Source organism: Clostridium fallax, from assembly GCF_900129365.1.
Classification (GTDB): domain Bacteria; phylum Bacillota; class Clostridia; order Clostridiales; family Clostridiaceae; genus Clostridium_AH; species Clostridium_AH fallax.
This window is the reverse complement of sequence record NZ_FQVM01000001.1, coordinates 125,203-148,134: the sequence shown is the minus strand read 5'-3', so window position 1 is coordinate 148,134 and position 22,932 is coordinate 125,203. Positions and strand designations below refer to the sequence as shown.

The following is a 22,932-nucleotide window of genomic DNA, read 5'->3' as shown; positions in this document are numbered from 1 at the left end:
CTTATGCAAAATAAAACCTCTTCAAGTACTTTTGGTCCTGATTTAAATGAATTTAAAGAAAATGTGGATTTTAGGGTTTTAGCTAGCACTGTAGACTTTATTTACTTAAGATCATCCGGCTCTGGTACTGGGAGTTTTAGAGTGGATAAAAAATTTATTGAATACGCTAGAGGCTGTAGAAACTATGGTATTCCAGTTGGGGCATATCATTTTGGTGTACCTTCTAGTGATTTAAGTACAGCGGATTCTCAATGTGATGATTTTATAAATGTACTTCAGCAAGGATTTGGACAGGGAGACTATGGAGATATATTTCCTACTTTAGATATAGAATCACCTATAGAGAAAACTATAACTACAGCAGAATTAGTAAGATGGATAGATAGATTTAGAAAAAGATTTGAACAAAAGACAAGAAGAAGATTAATGCTTTATACAGGATTATTTTTTATTAAAATCTATGATGATTTTAAAGTAAATAATTCTTATCCACTTAGTAATATGCCTTTATGGATTGCTATGTATAAAGAGATACCAGGTAATCCTCCATACCCACCAGATATAGGTGGATGGAAAAGATGGACTATTTGGCAATTTACAGAACAAGGAAATATTAAAGGTGTAGATCCACCTGTAGATTTAAACTGGGGACCAAATAGTATAGATGAATTAAAACCACCTTCAAATGTTAGCGGCTTATCTGCTAGTATGGATAAAAATTATATTTATGTAACATGGAATGCAAATAGAGATAAGGATTTAATGGGATATAATATATATGTAAATTCTAATTATATAAAAACATTAGGTAAAGGAGTTAATTATTATAGAATACCAAGAAGTACAATTTCTGTTCCAATAAATAGACCTATAGAAATAGGTGTTGAAGCTTTTGATAGTTCAGGAGAATTTTCTAAAAATAGATCAAAAGTTACTTTAACTCAAAGTAGAGGAGAGCCTATATTAGAAGAAGATAAATTTTATATTAAAGGTGATATAATAATTAGAACTTAGCTAAAATAAGGGTTAAATATATTTAGTAGAATTTATTTAAATTTTTAAATTATTATATATAATAAATAATAATTAGTTTAATGTTAGATAATAAAAATATTTTTTTGTATAGTATATTTTAATAGTAATCCTAAAAGACAAAATAATATCTTGTAATTTATAAGAAGAGTTTATAATAATAAAAAATGTGATATGGCTTTGTAAGTCATATCACATTTTTTATTATTATTTACATTGAGCATATTCTGAAACTAATTTAAATGTAGCTTCTAAAGCATCTAAATGTGTTCTCTCATAAGCATGAGAAGCAAAAACTCCAGGTCCAATTAATGCAGTTTTTAAATCCCAACCGGCAGCTAAGGCTGCAGAAGCATCAGAACCGTAATGAGGATAAATATCTATTCTATAATTAATATCTTTTTCTTTACATAAATTTATTAGTTTTTTTCTAAGAGATAGGTCATATGGACCAGATGAATCTTTAGCACATATACAAACAGCGTATTCAGAAGAATTTTGTCCAGGACCAGGGGCTCCCATATCTACAGCAATAAATTCTTTTGTATTAACAGGAATAGAAGCTTTAGCACCATGTCCAACTTCCTCGTAAGTAGTTATATAGATATGAGTTGTATAAGGAAGTTTAATGTTATTAGTTACAACGTAATCTATAAATCCTAATAAAACAGAAACGCTAGCTTTATCATCTAAGTGTCTTGATTTAACAAATCCTTTTTCTGTAATTAATGTCCTTGTATCAAAGGATATAAAATCACCTACATTAACACCTAACTTCTCAACATCTTCTTTAGAGAATACCTTTTCATCTAAAACAACTTCCATATTTTCAGGATCTCTTTTTAATGTTTTTGCATCATCGCCACTAATGTGTACAGATGGTTTTATAGTTTGAATTGTTCCAGTATAAGTTTTTTCATCTAATGTTTCAACAATACAGTTTTCACCTTCTATAGAGTTCATCATAAATCCGCCTACAGGTGTTAATGCTAATGTGCCAGAAGGTTTAATTTCTTTTACCATAGCACCTAAGGTATCAACGTGTCCTGAAAAAACTCTTTCATAATTGCAGTTAGAATTTTCACCAGGTAAGGTTACTAATATATTTCCTTTATTTGTTAATGAATATGTAACCTTTTTTTTATCTAACTCTGATAGTATATATTTAGTTATTTTTTCAGTAGAACCTGTAACACTAGGAATAGTTAAAATATCTTTAAGGTATTTTTCGATTTTTTTTAAATCATAATTCATTTTATCACCCCAAAATCATTATATTTATATACTAATTTTAACATAATTGGGTTTAAATAAATAGTTGGGTTAGGAAACATTTATTAAATAAATTAAAATTTTAATTTATTTATATCTATATATTAATGTAGTATAATTAATTTGCAGTGTTAAGAGAGGGGAATTTAATAAATGAAGGAAAATAGTAAAATGTTAAATAAAAAGACTAAAGCTATAATTCTTGGAACTTCTGCAGTTATAATTGCTATAGCTGTTTTTTCAGGTATTTATATAACCTCAGCAAAAAAAACAGTAAGTCTTTGGGGGAACAAGGTTTATCCAGGAGTTAAAGTTCATGGTATAGATTTATCTGGAAAAACAAAAGATGAAGCTATGAAGATTTTACAGGAGTCTTTTAATAATCCAGTTCAAAACAAGGTCTTAACTATTAAAGTAGAAGATCAAAAATTTCAACTTAAATATGAGGATTTAAATCCTAAATTAAATGTTGAAGAAACAGCAAATAAAGCTTTAAAAATAGGTAAAAGTGGAAGTATATTTAAAGAAAACAATTTAATAAAAAATGGTTGCAATGAAAATATAGATTTAGTCTTTAGCTATGATGATAGTAAAATAAGTAACTTTGAAGATACTATAAAAAAATCTGTAAATAAGGAACCAGTAAATGCTAAAGTTACAGTAGATAATGGAACAGTTTCTATTGTTGATGGACAAGCAGGAAAGAAAATAAATGAAGAAGAATTAACTAAAGCTATAAAGGAAAATATAAATGGAGATTTAAATAACAATAATGAAGTAGAGATAGCTGTTCAGGATATAGAACCTAAAGTTACTAAAGATAAATTAAAAGATATAAATTCTGTTTTAGGTACTTTTAAATCGGATTTCTCTTCTTCAAATCCAGGAAGATCAAAAAATATTTCTTTAGCTACCAATGCAGTTAATGGAACCATTTTAATGCCTGGTGAGGAATTTAGTTATAACGATACAGTCGGAGAAAGAACTAGAGAAAGAGGATTTAAGGATGCTGCTATATTTGTAAATGATGAAGTACAAGATGGATTAGGTGGAGGAATATGTCAAGTTTCTACTGCTTTATATAGAGCTGCAATGAGAGCTGGAATTAGATCCACTGAAAGACATAACCATTCAATGCCTACTAGTTATTCACCTTTAGGATTAGATGCAACAGTTGCTTGGGGATCTTTAGATTATAAATTTAAAAATCCTTATGAATCTCCAATTTATATAGAGGGGATAATAACTGGAGATAAAAATATAATATTTAATATATATGGAAATAAAAATGATAAAGGTGATAAGACATATGAGCTTGTTGGAAATGTAGTTGAAACTTATGAACCGGCTGTAAAAGAAGTTTCAGATCAAAGTTTAAAGGAAGGTCAATGGAAGTGGGATAAAACACCGGTTAAAGGATATAAAGCTCAATCTTATTTAATTACTTATGAAAATGGTAATGAGATATCTAAAGAGCCAATAGCTACCGATATATATAGAAAGGTAGATGGAGTTAAGCTTGTTGGAGCCAAGAAAGAAGAACCACAAGCACCACCAGTAGAACAGCCACAAGCTCCAGAACAACCACAAACTCCAGAACAACCACAAGCACCACAGCAGCCAGTTGATCAAAATCAAGGACAAAACAATAACGAAAATAATCAAAAACCAAATAATCCACCTTCTAATAATGATCAGGGTGGAGATAAAACTCAAGGAAACAATGAAAATCAACAACAGCCAAGTGTTGGTAATAATCAAAATCCTAAACAAAAAGATAAAAAGTAATTAAATGACAATTAATAAATAGACTATCTTAAATTTTAAGATAGTCTATTTATTATAATTTAAGAAAGGAGATTCTATATGAAATATAAACTAGTCTGTATAGATATAGATGGAACTTTGCTTAATAGCAGTAAGAGAGTTTCAAAAGGAAATAAAGTTGCCTTAAAAAAAGCTTTTGATAAAGGAGTAAAAATAGTTATAACTACAGGAAGAATTTTTAATAATGCAGCATATTATTCAGATTTAATAGGAGCTAAATCAGCAGTTATCGCTGCTAATGGTGGAATAATAAAGGAAAAAGATAATGATAAAGTTATTTATAAAAATCAAATATCAGAAGATATATGTAAAAATATACTAGAAATAGCTTTGAAAAATAAAGTAAGCATACATTTTCATACTGCAAATTATATATTTAACAATAGCTTTCTTCAAAGTTTACTATTTAGATTAGTTATGACCTTTGGAAAACCACGAAATAGAAAAGTAAAAATAGTAAAAGTAAATTCAAAAAAACAATGGGAAGAAATTTTTACAAAATATAAAGATGATATTATTAAAGCAATAATAGTTGATTTAAATAAAAGTAAATTAAAAAAAGTAAGAAAGGATCTAGAAAAACTTAATGACTTAGAAGTTTTAAGCTCTGGATGGTATAATTTGGAAGTAAATAAAAAAGGGATATCAAAGGGGAAGGCTGTAAAATATTTAGCAGAATATTATGGAATAAAAAGAGAAGAAGTAATTGCAATTGGTGATAATGAAAATGATATTTCAATGATAGAATATGCAGGACTTGGAGTAGCTATGGGAAATGGAATAAAAGAGCTTAAGGAGAAAGCAGATTATATAACAGATTCTAATAATAGAAATGGAGTATCAAAGGTAATTGAAAAGTTTATTTTAAATAGCTAATATTAATTACAAACATTATACTTATTATTTAAATATTTTTATAATAATAGAAAAACCTTAAGTATGTAGGTAAATATAGTTATATAAATTTAAAAGTATATAACACAATGAAAAAAATGACAAAATATGTTAAAAATTATAAATACTTTCATTAAAGATTTTGACTAAAAAATTAAATTATTGTAATATAAAAAGAAAGGTGATTTAAAATGAATCACCTTCTTAATTTTTTTACTTTGCTTCGGAGGAAAATAAAAGTGAATATTAATATAGTTTTATATCAACCAGAAATACCACAAAATACAGGAAATATAGCGAGAACTTGTGTATTAACAAATAGTAAACTACATTTAATAAAACCTTTAGGGTTTAGTCTTGATGAAAAACACTTAAAGAGAGCAGGTTTAGATTACTGGAAGTATCTTGATATTGAAATTCATGAAAGCTATGAAGACTTTATAAAAAAGTATGGAGATAAAAGAATATTTTTATCATCAACCCATGCTGAAAAATATTATGATGAAGTTGAGTTTAAAGAAGGCGACTTTATAATGTTTGGAAGAGAGTCAGCAGGAGTTCCAGAATCAGTTCATAAAGACTTAAAAGGAATTAGAATACCTATGATAAGTTCAAGTACAAGATCATTGAATCTTTCTAATACAGTTGCAATAGTAGCTTATGAGGCATTAAGACAAATAGGATTTCCAAATATGAAGTAAAGGGGAACGTAGGCTTATGGAAAAAATAAAAATAGTAACAGATAGTACTGTGGATATCCCTATGGAAATATTAAAAAAGCATGATGTTGAGGTACTACCACTTCTAATTAATTTTGGGGAGGAAAGTTATTTAGATGGAGTAGATATTACAACAAAGGAAATGTTAGATAAAGTACAAGAGCTAGATATGTTACCAAATACGGCTCAAATAATTCCTAATAGATTCTGTGAATGCTATGATAAATATTTAAAAGAGGGATATAAGATATTGGTTTTAACACTTTCATCAAAGATGAGTGGAACTTATCAATCAGCATGTATTGCAAAGAAAATGGTGGAAAGTGAAGATATTGTAGTAATAGATTCTCAAAATGTAACTTCAGGATTGGGAGTTTTAGTATTAAAGGCAATTAAACTTAGAGATGAAGGATTATCTATAAAAGAAATAGAAAAACAAATATTAGAATCTATACCTTATGTAAAAAGTGCTTTAGGCTTTGAGAGTTTAGAACACTTAATCAGAGGTGGAAGACTTTCAAAAACTGTTGGAGTTATTGGAAGTGTTTTAGGAATTAGATTAATATTAGAAGTTAAAGATGGACAGATGGCAGTTAAGGAAAAAGTTAGAGGTAGTAAAAAAGCTGTCAAGGAAATAATTGAAAACTTTGAGAAAATGGGACATAAAGAGGATGAAGCTGTAGTTCTTCTTCATATTGAAAATAAAGATATATATGAACCTTTAAAGGAATATTTAGAAAATAACAACATTAAATATATAGATGCAGAGGTAGGATGTACTGTAGGGGTACATTCAGGACCAAAAGCCTGTGGATTATTTTTTATCAGCAATCATTAATTATTAATAAGAAGTATATAAATCTCTATTGAAAAATCTTATAAATGATATTATAAATTTAAAATTAACTATTATTGTAAAAATATAGATTTTGTTATATTAATTTGATATAATAAAATCAAAGATAATAAATGTGGATGATTTAATAGGGAGACTATTATAAAAGTGTTTTTTTATGATGGCCGAAGGTATAAACAATGAAGAATGCCTTTCATTGCGAATTTCTCAGGCGAAAGAACCTATTAATGACACACCTCTGGAAAGCGAAAGCACCGAAGGAGTAAATCTCTCAGGTATTAAGGACAGAGTAAATGGCTACAATTATGCTATTTATTTTTGTCCTTTTTTTATTATTAAAAGGAGAGGTAAACATGTTAAGTGATGTTAAAGTAATAACTAATAATCCTATGACGAAAGAAAAAATTCCAGAATATTTTGAATTGGAATATATTGACGGAGATGTTGAGGAAGTATTTAAAAGGGTTAGGGACTATGTACATAAAGGACATACTTTACTAACTCATCCTTTAATGAGTAGTGTAAAACCTAATGAAACTCCATATAGGACTATTTTAATATCAAATAAGAAAAATGAAAATGTAGACTTTGAATCATTACAAATAATTGAAGATTCTATAGCTTCATTATTAAAGTTTATGAAGATGTTTAATTGTCCAGATTGGAATGAAAGGATAAAAAAAGATTTTATGATTATTGATTATGACCTTATTAATAACGTCATAAATAAATAAAAGTATAAAAGGATATAAGGGGGATTGGATATGAGTCATGTATACGATACCGTTATAATTGGTGGAGGTCCTGCTGGCCTTTCAGCAGCACTATATGCATCAAGAGGAAAATTAGATACTCTATTAATTGAAAGAGCTAAATTTGGTGGACAAGTTGCAACAACAGCAGATTTAGAAAATTATCCAGGATCAATAACTGATTGTACAGGACCAGCATTAATAGCAAGAATGAAGGAACAAGCAGAAGATTTTGGTACTAAATTTGAAAAAGATGAAATAACAGATGTCCAATTAGAAGGAGAAATAAAGACAATTAAGGGCAAAAAGGGAGAGTATCAAGCTAAAACTGTAATTATAGCTACTGGTGCATATCCAAGATTAGGCGGATTTAAGAATGAAATTGAATTAAGAGGAAAAGGAATTTCATATTGTGCTACTTGTGATGCAGATTTCTTTACTGATTTAGACATTGCTGTAGTAGGTGGTGGAGATTCAGCATTAACAGAAGCTTTATATCTAACTAAATTCGGTGAAAGTGTAACTATAATTCATAGAAGAGATGAATTTAGAGGTGCTAAATCATTAGTAGAAAGAGTAAAAGAAAATCCTAAGATTAAATTAATATTAGATTCTGTAGTAGAAGAAGCTGTAGGAGATGAAATCTTAGAAAAATTAATTATAAAAAATGTTAAAACAAATGAATTAAGTGAATTAGAAGTAAATGGTTGCTTCGTTTTTGTTGGATACCTTCCAATTTCAGAATTATTTAAAGGAAAAATAGATATGACTGAAAGAGGAGATATAGTAACTGACGAAGATATGAGAACAAATATTCCAGGAGTATTTGCAGCCGGTGATGTTAGAAAAAAAACATTAAGACAAGTAGTTACTGCTGCATCTGATGGAGCACAAGCTGCTACAGCTGCTGAAGCATACTTAAGTGAATAAAAAATAAAACATATTAGTATAGAAGGGAGATTTTAACATGATAGAATTAAATAAAGAAAATTTTGAACAAGAGGTAATTAAATCAGAAAAACCAGTATTTGTTGATTTCTGGGGAGACAAATGTGAAATTTGTAAAGAATTAATGCCAGGAGTTCATGGATTAGAAGACAAGTATGGTGACAAAATTAAGTTTTCAAGCTTAAATATATCATCAGCTAGAAGACTTGCTATAGCTCAAAAAGTTTTAGGTTTACCTACAATGATTATTTACAATGGAGGAGAAAAAGTACAAACTATTACTCCAGATAAAATAAGTTCATTAGATGATGTAGAAAACTTTATAAAATCATACTATGAAACTTTATAATTATTTAATTTGCAGTTAACAATTTAATTTTACAATAAATTTATAAGTTGAGAAATTATATGGGGGTGAAAAAATGCGTCTAGAATTAGGTAATATTTTCATTAAGGACATTCAATTTGGAGAGAAGACAGAGGTTAAAGAAGGTGTTCTTTATGTAAATAAGAAAGAATTACTAGAAGAAGTTAATGTAGATGAAAGAATTAAATCACTTGATTATGATATTGTAAGACCAGGTGATGAAACAAGAATTATACCTGTAAAAGACGTAATAGAACCAAGAGTAAAGGTTAGTGGAAATGGGGGAATATTCCCAGGATTCATTAGCAAAGTAGATACTGTAGGTTCAGGAAGAACAAACGTATTAAAGGGTGCTGCTGTTGTAACAACAGGAAGCGTAGTTGGATTCCAAGAAGGTATAATTGATATGTCTGGAGAAGGTGCAAAATATACACCATTTTCAAAGACAGTAAACTTAGTTGCAATTTGTGAAGTTACTGATGGTTTAGAAAAACACCATCATGAAGAAACTTTAAGAATGATAGGCTTAAGAACAGCAACTTATTTAGGAAAATGTGCTAAAGATCTAGAACCAGATGAAATAAAAACATTTGAAACTAAGCCATTATTAGAGCAAGTTGCAGAATACCCAAATTTACCAAAGGTAGTATATGTATATATGCTACAAACTCAAGGATTACTTCATGATACTTATGTATATGGAGTAGATGCTAAAAAGATAATACCAACATTCATTTACCCAACAGAGGTGTTTGATGGAGCAATAGTAAGTGGTAACTGTGTTTCTGCTTGCGATAAAAACCCAAGTTATGTTCATTTAAATCATCCAATTATTGAAGATTTATATGAAAGACATGGTAAAGATATAAACTTCTTAGGTTGTGTTATAACAAACGAAAATGTTTATTTAGCAGACAAGCAAAGAAGTTCAGATATGACAGCTAAACTAGTTGAGTTCTTAGGAGCAGATGCAGTTATAATTTCTGAAGAGGGATTTGGTAACCCAGATGCTGACCTAGTTATGAACTGTAATAAGATTACAGACAAGGGAGTTAAAACTGTATTAGTTACAGATGAGTATGCAGGACAAGATGGTTCATCACAATCTTTAGCAGACTCAACTCCAAAGGGTGATGCTGTTGTAACAGGAGGAAATGCAAACCAAGTTATAACATTACCTCCAATGAAAAAAGTAATAGGACATCCAGAAGCTGCTAACATCATAGCAGGTGGTTATGTAGGAAGTTTAAGAGAAGATGGCTCAATTAATGCAGAAATTCAAGTTATTACTGGAGCAACTTCAGAAGTTGGATTTAACTACTTATCAGCTAAAGGATATTAATTTATAAAACAGTATGAAAAATGATTTTATTTAACTGAGATTTGTTTTTATTGAAAGGAGATTGAAAAATGCTAGAAGGAAAAAAAATTATAGCTATTGGAGATAGAGATGGTATTCCAGGTCCAGCTATAGAAGAATGTGTTAAAAGTGCTGGAGCTGAAGTAATTTTTGCATCAACAGAATGCTTTGTTTGAACAGCCGCAGGAGCTATGGATCTGGAGATCCAACAAAGAGTAAAAGATTTAACTGAAAAATATGGTGCAGAAAATGTAATTGTTATATTAGGTGGAGCAGAGGCCGAATCAGCAGGACTTTCAGCTGAAACAGTTTGTGCAGGAGACCCAACTTTTGCAGGTCCTTTAGCAGGAATTGCATTAGGATTAGGTGTTTATCATATTATAGAACCAGAAATCAAAGATGAATGCGATGCAGCTGTTTATGATGAACAATGTGGAATGATGGAAATGGTTCTAGATGTAGATGCAATTCGTGAGGAAGTTAAAACAGTAAGAGATGAATTTTCACAATATAATAAATAATTAGATTGTGATAATCACCAAGGGGGGAAGATGAATGATTAGAGTGGTTCACTATATAAACCAATTCTATGCTGGTATTGGTGGCGAAGAGAAGGCAGAATATAAACCAGAACTAAGAGAAGGTTTTGTAGGCCCAGGAATGGGATTAAATGGTCAATTTAAAGGAGAAGCTCAAATAGTAAATACGATTATTTGTGGTGACTCATATTTTAATGAAAATATGGATGAAGCTAAGGCTGAAATCATAGATATGGTTAAAAAATGTGATGCAGACTTATTTATAGCAGGACCTGCTTTCAATGCTGGTAGATATGGAGTTGCTTGTGGTAGTATTTGTAAAGAAGTACAAGATAAATTAGGAATTCCGGTAATGACAGCAATGTATCCAGAAAATCCTGGAGCAGATATGTTCAAAAAATATTTATATATTGTTGAAACAAAAAATAGTGCAGTTGGTATGAGACAGGCTCTTCCTAAGATGGCTAAGCTTGCATTAAACATAGCTAAGGGAGAAGAAATAGGAACTCCAGCTGAAGAAGGTTATATTGAAAGAGGAATAAGAAAAAATTACTTTGCAAAGGAAAGAGGATCAAAGAGAGCTGTTGAAATGCTTGTTAAAAAGATAAATGGCGAAGAATTCCAAACAGAGTTTAAGATGCCAAACTTTGATAGGGTAGATCCAAGTGCAGCTATTAAAGATATAACTAAAGCTAAAATAGCAATAGTTACATCTGGTGGTATAGTACCAAAGGGTAACCCAGATCATATAGAATCATCATCAGCTTCAAAATATGGAGAATATGATATTGAAGGCGTATATGATTTAACAGAAGAAACTTATGAAACAGCTCATGGTGGATATGATCCAACTTATGCAAATCAAGATGCAGATAGAGTAATTCCAGTAGATGTCTTAAGAGACATGGAAAAACAGGGTAAAATAGGTTCACTTTATAGATATTTTTATTCAACAGTAGGTAATGGTACAGCTGTTGCATCATCAAAAAAATTTGGTGAGGAAATAGGTAAAAAGTTAGTTGATGCTGGAGTGGACGCAGTTATATTAACGTCTACTTGAGGAACTTGTACACGTTGCGGTGCAACACTTGTTAAAGAAATTGAAAGAACAGGATTACCTGTAGTTCATATGTGTACAGTAACTCCTATTTCACTTACTGTTGGAGCTAACAGAATAGTTCCAACAATAGCAATACCTCATCCACTTGGTAACCCAGCATTATCAAAGGAAGATGAGTATGAGTTAAGATATAAATTAACAGAAAAGGCTTTAGAAGCACTTCAAACAGAGATAGAAGATCAAACATTATTTGAGTAAAATTTTGAAGGTGCCAGGAGAGGTTCCTGGCACCTTTTTTAAAAATATAGGGGGGAATGAGAATGGATTTTCCAGTAATAAAAAAAGGTTCTTATATTTTAGTTGATACACCAGATATGGTTATTCATAATGGTACAACTCAAACTGTAGAAAGGGAATCAAACCCTGATTCAGAATACTTAAAAGAAATTAAAAATCATTTAAGAACTTTTAAAGAGGTTGTAGAGTATGCTCCTAACCAAACATATATAGGAAACATGACTCCAGATCAATTAGCAGAAAGAAAGAGACCTTGGTATAATGAGCCAGTAGAAGGAGCTAATAGGTATGGTAAATATGGCGAAATAATGCCGGAGGATGAATTCTATGGATTAATGAAGTTATCAGATTCTTTTGATTTAATCAAATTAGAAAAATCTTTTGTAGAAGAAATAAAAGCAAAACTTTCTAATCATCCAATGTTAAAGGACAAAGTAGATCTTCTTAAAGAAGGCGATGATATTGCAGAAATAGAAAAATTAGTGGAGGCTCATACTGCAGAAGGATTATATATAGATGGAAAATTAGTAGGCTGCGTTAAGAGAGCTCATGAATTTGATAAAAATCTTGATGCACATACATTATTAGAAAACTTAGTAGTTAAAGCATCTGGAGCATTAGCTTTAATGCATCTATGTGATGGTAATGGAGCAAATCCAGATGACATTGAATATATAATTGAATGTTCAGAAGAAGCTATTGGAGATATGAACCAAAGAGGTGGAGGTAATGTTGCTAAAGCTGTTGGTGAAGTAGTAGGCTGTAAGAATGCTACAGGAACAGATATGAGAGGATTCTGTGCAGGTCCAAGCCATGCGTTAATAGCAGCTTCAGCTCTTGTAAAATCAGGTATATATAAAAATGTAGCAGTAGTTGCTGGTGGATGTACAGCAAAATTAGGAATGAATGGTAAAGATCACATTAAAAAAGGAATTAAAATATTAGAAGATTGTATAGGTGGATTTGCAGTTTTAGTAAGTGAAAATGATGGAGTAAATCCAGTTCTTAGAACAGATATAATAGGAAGACATACCATAGGACATGGAGCTTCACCACAAGCTGTATTAGAGGCTTTAGTTTTAGAACCATTAGATGGTGCTGGACTTAAAATAACTGATATAGATAAGTTCGCTCCAGAAATGCAAACTCCAGATATAACTGAACCAGCTGGTGCTGGAGATGTTCCAACTCAAAACTATAAAATGATAGGTGCATTAGCAGTTAAAAAAGGTCAATTAGATAGAAAAGGATTACCTAGCTTTGTAAAAGAAAAAGGATATCCAGGATTTGCACCAACACAAGGACATATTCCATCAGGTGTTCCAATAATTGGACATGGAAGAGATAAGATATTAAGTGGAGAATTAAATAACTTCATGATAATAGGTAAAGGTAGCTTATTCTTAGGAAGAATGACCAATCTATTTGATGGGGTATCAATTGTTGTAGAGAAGAATGAAGGTCTAAAAAATGAAGGAAGTCAAGTTACTAAGGAAGAAGTTAAGACCATGGTAGCAGAAGCTATGAAGGATTTTGCTGCTTACTTAATGCAAGAAAATTAAGGAGCGTGATATCATGGAAAATAATAATGCAAAAAAGCTTATCGGAGAGATATTCAATGAAATAGCTGATGGAATAGCTACAGGTAGTTTTGGACCCAAAGTTAAAATTGGATTAACTGTTTTAGGTAGTGAGCATGGTCTAGAAGAAATGGTAACAGCTGCTAAATTAGCAAGGGATAAATATAAAGACTTTGATATAGTTTTAATTGGTGGAAATAAAATAGATGGTTTTGAAGTAGTGGAAGCTAATGATCCTGAAGAAGGACATAAAAAAATGACTGAACTTTTAGAAAGTGGATATATAAGTGGTTGTGTAACTCAACATTTTGATTTTCCAATAGGTGTTTCAACTATAGGTAAGGTTATAACTCCTGGAAGAGGAAAAGAAATGTTAATTGCAACAACAACAGGTACTACATCACCACATAGAGTTGAAGGTATGATTTTAAATACTATTGGTGGAATTAGTGTTGCAAAGAGTTTAGGAATTGAAAATCCAAAGGTTGGAATCCTTAACATAGAAGGTGCAAGAAAAGTAGAAAATCTTTTAAATGATTTAAAAGATAATGGTTATGATATAGAATTTGCAAAATCAGGAAGAGCAGATGGTGGAGCTGTTATGAGAGGTAATGATTTACTTGCAGGAACACCAGATGTTATGATATGTGATTCTTTAACAGGAAACTTATTAATAAAGATGTTCTCATCATTTACTACTGGTGGATATTACGAAACTATGGGAGCTGGATATGGTCCTGGTATAGGAGAAAATTATAATTATCTTGTAAATATAGTTTCAAGAGCATCCGGAGCTCCATTAATATGCGAAGCTTTAAGATATTGTGCAACCTGTGCTCAAAATAAAGTTTTAGAAAAAGCAAATATAGAATTTGAAAAAGCTAAAAAGGCTAAATTAGAAGAGATAATTGCAAAAGCTACTACTGAAAAGAAAAAAGATAATGAAGAGGTAGTAATGCCACCTAAAAAAGTGGTAACAGAGGCTATTGCAGGTATAGATATATTAGAACTTGAAGATGCTTGCAAGGCTCTTTGGAAGAAATCAATTTATTCTGAAAGTGGTATGGGATGTACAGGACCTGTAGTACTTGTTTCTAAGGATGATATTGATGAAGCTATGAAAGTATTAGTAGCTGAAGGCTATAAATAATTTTATATTTCTTTTAAGAAAAGACAGATGAATTATTATTATTCATCTGTTTTTTTATTTTTTAACAACAAAATAAAGTGTTTTTTCGACTTAAACAATATTAGTATTTTTATTAATATAATAGGAATAATCATAGTATTATGAAGGTTTTAATATAAAGTAAGAAGAATTTTGTTATAAGATTAAAAAATTTTAAAGAAAAATTACATATAATTTAAAAAAATATCTGTAAAATAATGAAAAAATGGTAAAAATATAAAATTATTTAAAAATAAGAATATTCAATATATTGCAATAAATTTGATATATGTTATAATTATTAAGAAAATAATTACTTTTTAGCGTATATTTTACAAATAATTAATAAATCAATATCATAAAACTGAAGAAAAATATAACTGTTGTCTTAAAATAAGATATTGTTATTAAATGTTGCTATTTATAAGTTTAATTAATTTAATTTGATGGATATTGCTTTTAGGCAATTAAATATATCCTAGATGTTTTAAATATCTTTAAGGGGGATTCTTACATGAATAAAAAAAGACTTATAGCAGCATTATCAGCTGTTGCAGTTATTGCTACATTGTTTGCAGGATGTACAGGAAGCAGCGATAGTGGGGATAAAAAGCAAGACAGTAATAAGAAGGCAAGTGATATTAAAGTTGGGATGGCTACAGACCAAGGTGGTTTAGGTGATAAGTCATTCAATGATTCAGCTTATGAGGGATTACAAGAAATACAAAAAGAGTATGGTATAAAACCAACAGTACTTCAATCAAAGCAACAAGAAAATTATGAACCTAATTTAAAGAATTTAGGGAAGGATTGTGATATAACTTTTGCAGTTGGAGCTATGATGAAAGACTCAGCCGAGAAGGTTGCAAAGGATATGCCAGATAAAAACTTTGCTTTAATAGATGAAGTATCAGATTTACCTAATATAAAATCTCTTACATTTAAAGAGCAAGAAGGATCATTTTTAATGGGAGTAATTGCAGGTAGTATGACTAAAACCAATAAAGTAGGTTTTATAGGTGGAATGGATATACCAACTATTCAAAGATTTGAAGCAGGATATGCAGCAGGAGTAAAGGCAGTAAATCCAGCAGCAGCAGAGGGATTAATCAATGACACAACAGTTAAATATGCAGGTAACTTTACAGATTCAAACAAAGGTTATGAATTAGCAAAGGCTTTATATAATGATGGTTGTGATGTTATTTTCCATGCTGCAGGAGCAGTTGGATTAGGTATGTTTAAAGCTGCAAAGGAAACAGGAAACTGGGCTATTGGAGTTGACCAAGATCAAGCAGAGAGTGTTCCAGAATATAAAGATGTAATACTTTCATCAATGATTAAAAAAGTTGATGTTGCAACTTATGATGCAACTAAAGAAGTTATAGAAGGAACTTTTAAGGCTGGAAAAGGTAATGAGATGGTTCTTGGACTTAAAGAAGGCGGAGTAGATATGGCTCTTACAACTAAAAATAACACTCCAGAAGATGTGATTAAACTAGCTGAAAAGTATAAACAAGCAATAATTGACGGGAAAATAAAAGTTCCAGATACTCCTGAAGAAGTTAAGGAATTTAAGGCACCACAAATTTAATTTAAATATAAAAGCTAGATGGTATTTCATCTAGCTTTTTTTACTAGAAGGGAGGAAAAAATATGCCAAATGTTGTGGAGATGAAGGGTGTAACAAAAGTTTTTCCTGGAGTTATAGCTAATGAAGACGTTAACTTCACTTTAAAAAAAGGAGAAATACATGTTCTTTTAGGGGAAAATGGGGCAGGAAAAACTACTCTTATGAATGTTTTATATGGTCTATATCAACCAGAAAAAGGTGAAATTTTAATTGATGGGAAGATTTCTAATATAAAATCTCCATCAGATGCAATAAAACTTGGTATTGGAATGGTGCATCAACACTTTATGTTAGTTAATAATTTTACCATAGCTGAAAACATAGTTTTAGGAGCTGAACCTAAAAAAGGTATAAACATAGATATGGCAAAAGCAATAAAAGATGTTGATGACTTAGCTAAAAAATATGGATTTAAAATAAGTCCCAATGATGTAATAGAAGATATTACAGTAGGTCAACAACAAAAAGTAGAAATATTAAAATCCTTATATAGAGGTGCAAATATCTTAATACTAGATGAACCTACAGCAGTTTTAACACCACAGGAAATAGATGAATTAGGACAAATATTGAGAAATCTAGTTAAGGAAGGAAAATCTATAATACTAATAACACATAAATTAAAAGAAATAATGGCTATGAGTGATAGAGTAACTATATTAAGAAGAGGAAAGATTATAAATACAGTAAATACTAAGGATACAAATATAGATGAATTAGCTGAGATGATGGTAGGCAGAAAGGTAAAGTTAGTTATAGAAAAATCACAATATAATCCAGGAAAAACTATATTAAAGCTATCTAATATAAAGGCTTTGGATCATAGAAAGTTACCTATATTAAAAGGTATTAATCTAGAGGTCAAATCAGGAGAAATATTAGGAATAGCTGGAGTTGATGGAAATGGTCAAAAGGAGTTAGTAGAAGTTATTACAGGGCTTAGAAAAGCAACAGAAGGTAAAGTTCAGTTTAAGGATAAGGATATAACTAATAATACAACAAAGAAGATTATAAAAGAGGGAGTAGGACATATACCGGAAGATAGACATAAAAGAGGATTAGTACTTAATTTTTCTTTAGTAGAAAATAGTATTTTAGGAATACAAGATGAAGAACCTTTTTCTAAAAATACTGTTATGAATTATAAAGAGATAAGAAAACATGCTAAAACTATTATTGAAGATTTTGATGTAAGATGTCCTGGAATAGATGCTTTAGCAGTAGGACTATCTGGAGGTAACCAACAAAAACTTATAGCTGCCAGAGAAATTAGTAAAAATCCAGATTTATTAATAGCATCTCAACCTACTAGAGGATTAGATGTTGGAGCCATAGAGTATATCCATAAAAGATTAATAGAGGAAAGAGATAAGGGTAAGGGAGTTTTATTAGTATCCCTTGAATTAGATGAAGTTATGAATTTAGCGGATAGAATAGCAGTTATATATGATGGAGAAATAGTTGGGCTATTAGATGGAAAATCTGCTACAGAACAGGAGCTAGGAATATTAATGGCTGGTGGACAATTAAAAAAATAAATGTGGGAGGTTAAATTATGAGTGATAAAAATGATAATAATAAAACAAGCTATATAAGAACAATGAAAAGCATTTTATTCTCATTAATATCTATAGTTTTAGCTCTTTTATTTGCAGTTATATTTGTTATGATATCTACTAAAACAGGATTTTTTGAATCAGCAAAAATACTATTTACATCTATTTGGGAAGGGAGTTTTGGCGATAAAGATACTTTAGCAGAAACTTTAGTATTCGTAACACCATTATTATTTACAGGATTAGCAAACGCAGTAGCATTTAAAACTGGGTTATTTAATATAGGTGTTGAAGGTCAATTTATATCAGGAATGACTGGAGCTGCAATTATTGGTTTAATACCAGGAATACCACATGTACTGCATGTTATTTTGATTATATTAGGCGGAATAATTTGTGGTGGTATCTGGGCTGGTATTCCAGGGTTTTTAAAAGCTAAATCAGGAACTAATGAAGTAGTTTCTACAATAATGATGAACTTTATAGCCATGTATTTATTAAATTATTTAACTATGTTTCCTTTAAACGATTCAGGACAAGCTCAATCATTAGAAATTCAAGAAAGTGCAAAACTAGCAAGAATTTTAGGACAAACAAATAGAACAAGTAGTGCATTAATATTAGGTCTTATTTTGGTATTTGTAATGTACTTTTTTATGTGGAAAACTACTTCAGGATATGAACTTAGAGCTGTAGGTCTAAGTCCATTGGCGGCAGAATATGGTGGAATTAGTATAAAGAAAAATATAATATTAGCTATGGTTATTTCAGGAGCCATTGCAGGCATAGGAGGGGCAACTCACGTTGCAGGAATACAATATAAATCTATACAACTTTTTGGATTCCCAAACTTTGGATTTACAGGTATAGCAGTAGCATTACTTGCAAAATCGAATCCTATAGGAGTAATATTCTCATCAATATTATTTGGAGCATTAGATTCAAGTTCATTAACTTTACAAATGAATGGAGTTCCGAAGGATATTGTTTATCTTGTTCAAGCTATAATTATTTTATTTGTTGCAGGAGACGGAATTTATAAAATTATAGGAGACAAGATGAAAAAGAGAAGGGAGGTAAAGGTAAATGAATAATGTAGCAGGTATTTCAATTGTAGTTGCTTTAATTGCTTCAACTTTAAGAATGGCTACACCTCTTATATTTTCAGCGTTAGGAGGAGTAATGTCTGAAAGGTCTGGTGTTGTAAATATTGGACTTGAAGGTATGATGATCATGGGGGCCTTTTTTGCTGTATATGGATCAGATAGAACAGGAAATCCTTGGATTGGAGTACTTTGTGCAGTAGTTGCAGGTGGAGTAATGGCTTTAGTTCATGCATTTTTAAGTGTAAACTTAAGAGCAGATCAAGTTGTTTCTGGTGTTGCTATAAATCTTTTTGCAGGAGCTCTTACAAGTTATCTTATAGTAGAGCTTTTTGGAAGACAAGGACAAACAGATGGGGTTACAGCAGTACCATATCCTAAGGCGATGATGCAAAAAATTCCTGTTATAGGAAACCTTTTAGGAGAATTAAATTGGTTTGTTTTTATTGCAATAATACTAGTAATAATAATAAGCTATTTATTATTTAAAACTCCACTAGGATTAAGAATAAGAGCTGTAGGAGAACATCCAAGAGCAGCAGATACTTTAGGTATTAATGTTTATAGAATAAGATATTTATGTGTAATATCTTCTGGTGTTTTAGCAGGACTTGGAGGAGCATCATTATCTATAGGATTCTTAAATTTATTTAGAGAAGGTATGGTAAATGGTAGAGGATATATAGCTTTAGCGGCAATGATATTTGGAAATTGGAAACCTTTTGGAGCCTTTGGAGCTTGTCTTCTATTTGCCTTTGCAGATGCATTTCAAATAATAGCACAAAGTTTTGGGTGGAATATGCCAAATGAATTTTTCTATGCATTACCATATGTATTAACATTAGTTGCTTTAGCTGGATTTGTTAAGAAAACACAAGCACCAGCAGCTGATGGAGTGCCTTATGAAAAAGGTCAAAGATAGCTCTTTCAATCTATTAATATAAATAAAGAAAGTCGGTTTAACCGGCTTTTTTTTATTTTTGAAATTAAATTTATTAGAAAGTTAATGAATTTTTATTTTAGTTAGTTTAAAGTTATTATTATGGAATAAATTGAAAATTTTATATAATTTAAGGCAATATAAAATGAAGAATGTGAGGTAGTAACTAAATGATTGGACTATCTAGAAAGAAAGTTAAAATAGTTCCTTATAATAATCAGTGGAAGGAAGAGTATATAAAGGAAGAAAAATTATTATATTCTTTAGTAGGAAAATATGTTTTAGATATTCAGCATGTAGGGAGTACATCTATAGAAGGACTAGATGCAAAGCATATTATAGATATAGCAATAGCAGTTAAGTCATTAGAAAATGTAGAAAATTTTAAGTATTTATTAGAGGAAATAGGATATAGCTTTAGAGAAAATGCAGGAGTTTTAGGTAGATTATTTTTTGCAAAAGGGAGTGAAAACTTAAGGACTCACTATTTACATATAGAGGTTTTTAATTCTGATATATGGAAAAATCATATTTACTTTAGAAATTATCTTAGAATACACACTGAATATATTTTAGAGTATTCAAAATTAAAAAAAGCTTTAGCTATAAAATATAAAGATGATAGGAATACATATACAAAAGAAAAAGATAAATTTATTACTATGATACTAAAAAAAGCTAAAGATGAATTTGAATAAATATAAGTATTTTATAGGAAATAACATTGTAACAACTTGATGATAAAATGGTAATAAATTTTAATATTATGAGGTGTTTTTTTTGAATAAAAGAATTTTAGTTATAGAAGATGATGAAAGTATAAGAGAGATGATAACATTTGCTTTAGAAATTGAAGGATTTAAAGTGCAGTCAGTAGATTGTGGTGAGAAGGGGATTATTAAGTTTAGAGATTTTAAACCAAATTTAATTTTATTAGATTTGATGCTTCCAGATATAAATGGATTTAAGGTTTGTAAGATAATTCATGAAGAAAAGGATATACCTATAATAATGGTTACAGCAAAAAATGATGTTGTAGATAAAGTTTTAGGCCTAGAGATAGGAGCAGATGACTATATAACTAAACCATTTCATGTTAAAGAAGTAATAGCAAGAGTAAATAAATCTTTAGAGAGAGTTGAAAAAATTCAAAATAAAACTTTAAAAGAAGATAAGAAAGAGAATTTTATTAAAATTGGAGAGGAAACTTATATAGATACTGCTGGAAGGATGGTGATTAAATTTAATAAGGAGATAAGCTTTAGGCCTAAAGAGTATGATCTTTTATATTTACTAGCGGTTAATAAAGGTAGAGTATTTTCAAGAGAGCAACTTTTAAATAAAATTTGGGGTTATGATTATTTTGGTGAGCTTAGAACGGTAGATGTACATATTAGAAGAATTAGAGCTAAACTTGAAGATGATAAGAACAAATATATAGAAACAATTTTTGGTATAGGATATAAATTGAAATGATTATAAAGCTTAAAAAAGAAAATAAACAAAAGATAAACATAAATCAAAGGACTTATAAATTATTTAATTTTAAGTTTTTAAAAAAGCTTAAAAATAAAATAACTTTTGGAGTTGCTATTTTATTAATACTTGGAGGGGTTTTATTAAATATATCCTTTAAATACATAATTTATTATAACTCTAATAAAAGTATAAAAAATGATATGATAATGATTAAAAATAATTCTAGTGAATTTATAAAGCAATATTTTTTAATTAATAATGAGGAAATAGATGAAATAAATATTTTAAAAAATTCATATAAGTTAACAAATAAATTATCAAAATATTATAACTGCACAATAGGTATTTATAATACTAATGGAGAATATGGGAATCAGTGTATAAAAAATCAAAAGGATGATAATATAAAAGATCATATAGAAAAGGCAAAGAATAACAAATCATATATATATTTAGTAAAAAATAATAAAGACAGAACAGCATATTATGCTTATCAATTATATGATAAAAGTCAGTTTTTAGGGATAGTAGAGATAATAAAAGATTATAACGAACTTATAGTTAATAATGAAAATATATATTTAATATTTACATTAGTAGAAATAATATTTTTTTCTATAATTTTAGTGATTATATATTTTATAGTATTAAAATCAACTAAATCTTTAGAAAATCTACAAAAAGGTGTGAAAGAAATATCTAAAGGTAACTATAACTATGAGATGGAAGAAAATATTAAAAATGATGAAATTGATGATTTAATAAAAGAGTATAATAATATGAGAAAAAGAATAAAAAAGCAAATAGAAGATATACATAGTCTTGAAAAAAATAGAAGAGAATTCTTTTGTAATGTTACCCATGAGCTTAAAACTCCACTAACATCAATAACTGGGTATGGAGAACTGTTACTTACTAATTATAATAATGAAAAATTAAGAGATAAGGCTATAGCTTCAATAATAAAGGAAAGCAATAAGCTTAATGAAATGATTTGTAATATACTAGAAGTTTCAAGGGGACAAATAATCTCTAATGAAAGAGAAAAAATAAATATAGAAAAGTTAGTTAAAAATATCATAGATGAAATGAATATAAGAATTGAAAGAAAAAATATAGATATTATATGGCAATTAGAAGAGGGTATAATTTCAGCTCCTTTAAAAGAATTTAAAAGCGTAATAATCAATCTTTTAGAAAATGCTTTTAAATATTCAGTAGATAATACTTTTATAAAAGTTTATGGACGCAAAGAAAATGATAAGTATTTATTAGAGATTAAAAATACTACTAATAATCTAGATTATAAATTTAAATATAAAGCCTTTGAGCCTTTTTTAAGAGGAAATAATAGTAAAGGAAATAAGGGCAATGGATTAGGACTTTATATATGTAAATATATAATAGAAGAAATAGATGGCAAAATAGAGATGGATATTATAGAAAATGAAGTAACACTTAATTTATATTTAATATTATTGTAACAACTATATTAAGTTTTGTAATAAGTTAATTATATTATTAGCTTAAAAGTAAGAGAATAGGAGAGA

General features: G+C 29.3%; 21 protein-coding genes and 1 riboswitch. Of the genes, 20 read left to right on the top strand and 1 reads right to left on the bottom strand.

What is annotated here, in order from left to right; translation table 11 throughout:
* The first annotated feature begins 3 nt into the window (after positions 1-3).
* Positions 4-1,014 (top strand): glycoside hydrolase family 25 protein, encoded by a 1,011-nt coding sequence (locus tag BUA70_RS00640; RefSeq protein WP_072892295.1) that lies wholly within the window; start codon positions 4-6, stop codon positions 1,012-1,014.
* 225 nt (positions 1,015-1,239) lie between these two features.
* On the opposite strand, the gene BUA70_RS00635 is transcribed toward BUA70_RS00640, so the two are convergent.
* A complete protein-coding gene (locus BUA70_RS00635; RefSeq protein ID WP_072892294.1) occupies positions 1,240-2,286 on the bottom strand; it encodes a M42 family metallopeptidase in 1,047 nt (348 codons plus the stop codon).
* A gap of 171 nt (positions 2,287-2,457) precedes the next feature.
* Here BUA70_RS00635 and BUA70_RS00630 point away from each other — a divergent pair, with 171 nt between their 5' ends.
* The 19 genes from BUA70_RS00630 to BUA70_RS00530 all read left to right on the top strand — a co-directional run bounded on the left by BUA70_RS00630 (position 2,458) and on the right by BUA70_RS00530 (position 22,866).
* Complete coding sequence (locus tag BUA70_RS00630; protein ID WP_072892293.1) at positions 2,458-4,092, top strand: VanW family protein; 1,635 nt, start codon at positions 2,458-2,460, stop codon at positions 4,090-4,092.
* Positions 4,093-4,170: 78 nt separating this feature from the next.
* Positions 4,171-5,007: a Cof-type HAD-IIB family hydrolase gene (locus tag BUA70_RS00625; RefSeq protein WP_072892292.1), complete on the top strand. Its 837-nt coding sequence runs from the start codon at positions 4,171-4,173 to the stop codon at positions 5,005-5,007.
* 257 nt (positions 5,008-5,264) lie between these two features.
* Positions 5,265-5,726, top strand: coding sequence for a tRNA (cytidine(34)-2'-O)-methyltransferase (locus BUA70_RS00620; protein WP_072892291.1), 462 nt, complete (start codon positions 5,265-5,267; stop codon positions 5,724-5,726).
* Between the two features lie 16 nt (positions 5,727-5,742).
* Positions 5,743-6,582 carry a DegV family protein gene (locus BUA70_RS00615; protein WP_072892290.1) on the top strand — a complete coding sequence of 280 codons (840 nt, stop codon included), beginning with the start codon at positions 5,743-5,745 and terminating at the stop codon, positions 6,580-6,582.
* Between the two features lie 137 nt (positions 6,583-6,719).
* Positions 6,720-6,833: riboswitch (glycine riboswitch) on the top strand.
* Between the two features lie 120 nt (positions 6,834-6,953).
* Positions 6,954-7,334 (top strand): GrdX family protein, encoded by a 381-nt coding sequence (locus BUA70_RS00610; RefSeq protein ID WP_072892289.1) that lies wholly within the window; start codon positions 6,954-6,956, stop codon positions 7,332-7,334.
* A 30-nt stretch (positions 7,335-7,364) separates the two neighbouring features.
* Entirely contained in the window at positions 7,365-8,282 is a 918-nt protein-coding gene (gene trxB / locus BUA70_RS00605; RefSeq protein ID WP_072892288.1) for a thioredoxin-disulfide reductase, read from the top strand.
* 37 nt (positions 8,283-8,319) lie between these two features.
* Positions 8,320-8,649 carry a thioredoxin TrxA gene (trxA, locus tag BUA70_RS00600; RefSeq protein ID WP_072892287.1) on the top strand — a complete coding sequence of 110 codons (330 nt, stop codon included), beginning with the start codon at positions 8,320-8,322 and terminating at the stop codon, positions 8,647-8,649.
* A 73-nt stretch (positions 8,650-8,722) separates the two neighbouring features.
* Positions 8,723-10,009 carry a glycine/sarcosine/betaine reductase component B subunit gene (locus BUA70_RS00595; RefSeq protein ID WP_072892286.1) on the top strand — a complete coding sequence of 429 codons (1,287 nt, stop codon included), beginning with the start codon at positions 8,723-8,725 and terminating at the stop codon, positions 10,007-10,009.
* A 68-nt stretch (positions 10,010-10,077) separates the two neighbouring features.
* Positions 10,078-10,548, top strand: a complete 471-nt coding sequence (grdA, locus tag BUA70_RS00585; RefSeq protein ID WP_083573412.1) for a glycine/sarcosine/betaine reductase complex selenoprotein A — start codon at positions 10,078-10,080, stop codon at positions 10,546-10,548.
* A 34-nt stretch (positions 10,549-10,582) separates the two neighbouring features.
* Positions 10,583-11,884, top strand: a complete 1,302-nt coding sequence (grdB, locus tag BUA70_RS00580) for a glycine reductase complex selenoprotein B (protein WP_083573411.1) — start codon at positions 10,583-10,585, stop codon at positions 11,882-11,884.
* 62 nt (positions 11,885-11,946) lie between these two features.
* Positions 11,947-13,485 (top strand): glycine/sarcosine/betaine reductase complex component C subunit beta, encoded by a 1,539-nt coding sequence (grdC, locus tag BUA70_RS00570; protein ID WP_072892281.1) that lies wholly within the window; start codon positions 11,947-11,949, stop codon positions 13,483-13,485.
* 13 nt (positions 13,486-13,498) lie between these two features.
* Positions 13,499-14,653 (top strand): glycine/sarcosine/betaine reductase complex component C subunit alpha, encoded by a 1,155-nt coding sequence (gene grdD / locus BUA70_RS00565; RefSeq protein ID WP_072892280.1) that lies wholly within the window; start codon positions 13,499-13,501, stop codon positions 14,651-14,653.
* Positions 14,654-15,185: 532 nt separating this feature from the next.
* On the top strand, positions 15,186-16,265 hold the full coding sequence (locus BUA70_RS00560; RefSeq protein WP_072892279.1) for a BMP family lipoprotein: 1,080 nt from the start codon (positions 15,186-15,188) through the stop codon (positions 16,263-16,265).
* 62 nt (positions 16,266-16,327) lie between these two features.
* On the top strand, positions 16,328-17,842 hold the full coding sequence (locus BUA70_RS00555) for an ABC transporter ATP-binding protein (RefSeq protein WP_072892278.1): 1,515 nt from the start codon (positions 16,328-16,330) through the stop codon (positions 17,840-17,842).
* 17 nt (positions 17,843-17,859) lie between these two features.
* Positions 17,860-18,954, top strand: coding sequence for an ABC transporter permease (locus BUA70_RS00550; protein WP_072892277.1), 1,095 nt, complete (start codon positions 17,860-17,862; stop codon positions 18,952-18,954).
* The gene (locus BUA70_RS00545) at positions 18,947-19,885 is read left to right on the top strand and encodes an ABC transporter permease (RefSeq protein ID WP_072892276.1); all 939 of its coding nucleotides are present in this window, start codon (positions 18,947-18,949) and stop codon (positions 19,883-19,885) included. The genes BUA70_RS00550 and BUA70_RS00545 overlap by 8 nt, the downstream gene beginning before the upstream one ends.
* Before the next feature lie 188 nt (positions 19,886-20,073).
* Positions 20,074-20,601 (top strand): GrpB family protein, encoded by a 528-nt coding sequence (locus BUA70_RS00540; RefSeq protein ID WP_072892275.1) that lies wholly within the window; start codon positions 20,074-20,076, stop codon positions 20,599-20,601.
* 82 nt (positions 20,602-20,683) lie between these two features.
* Entirely contained in the window at positions 20,684-21,379 is a 696-nt protein-coding gene (locus BUA70_RS00535; protein ID WP_072892274.1) for a response regulator transcription factor, read from the top strand.
* Positions 21,376-22,866, top strand: a complete 1,491-nt coding sequence (locus BUA70_RS00530; protein WP_083573410.1) for a sensor histidine kinase — start codon at positions 21,376-21,378, stop codon at positions 22,864-22,866. Before BUA70_RS00535 ends, BUA70_RS00530 begins: the two co-directional genes overlap by 4 nt.
* The last annotated feature ends 66 nt before the right edge of the window (positions 22,867-22,932 follow it).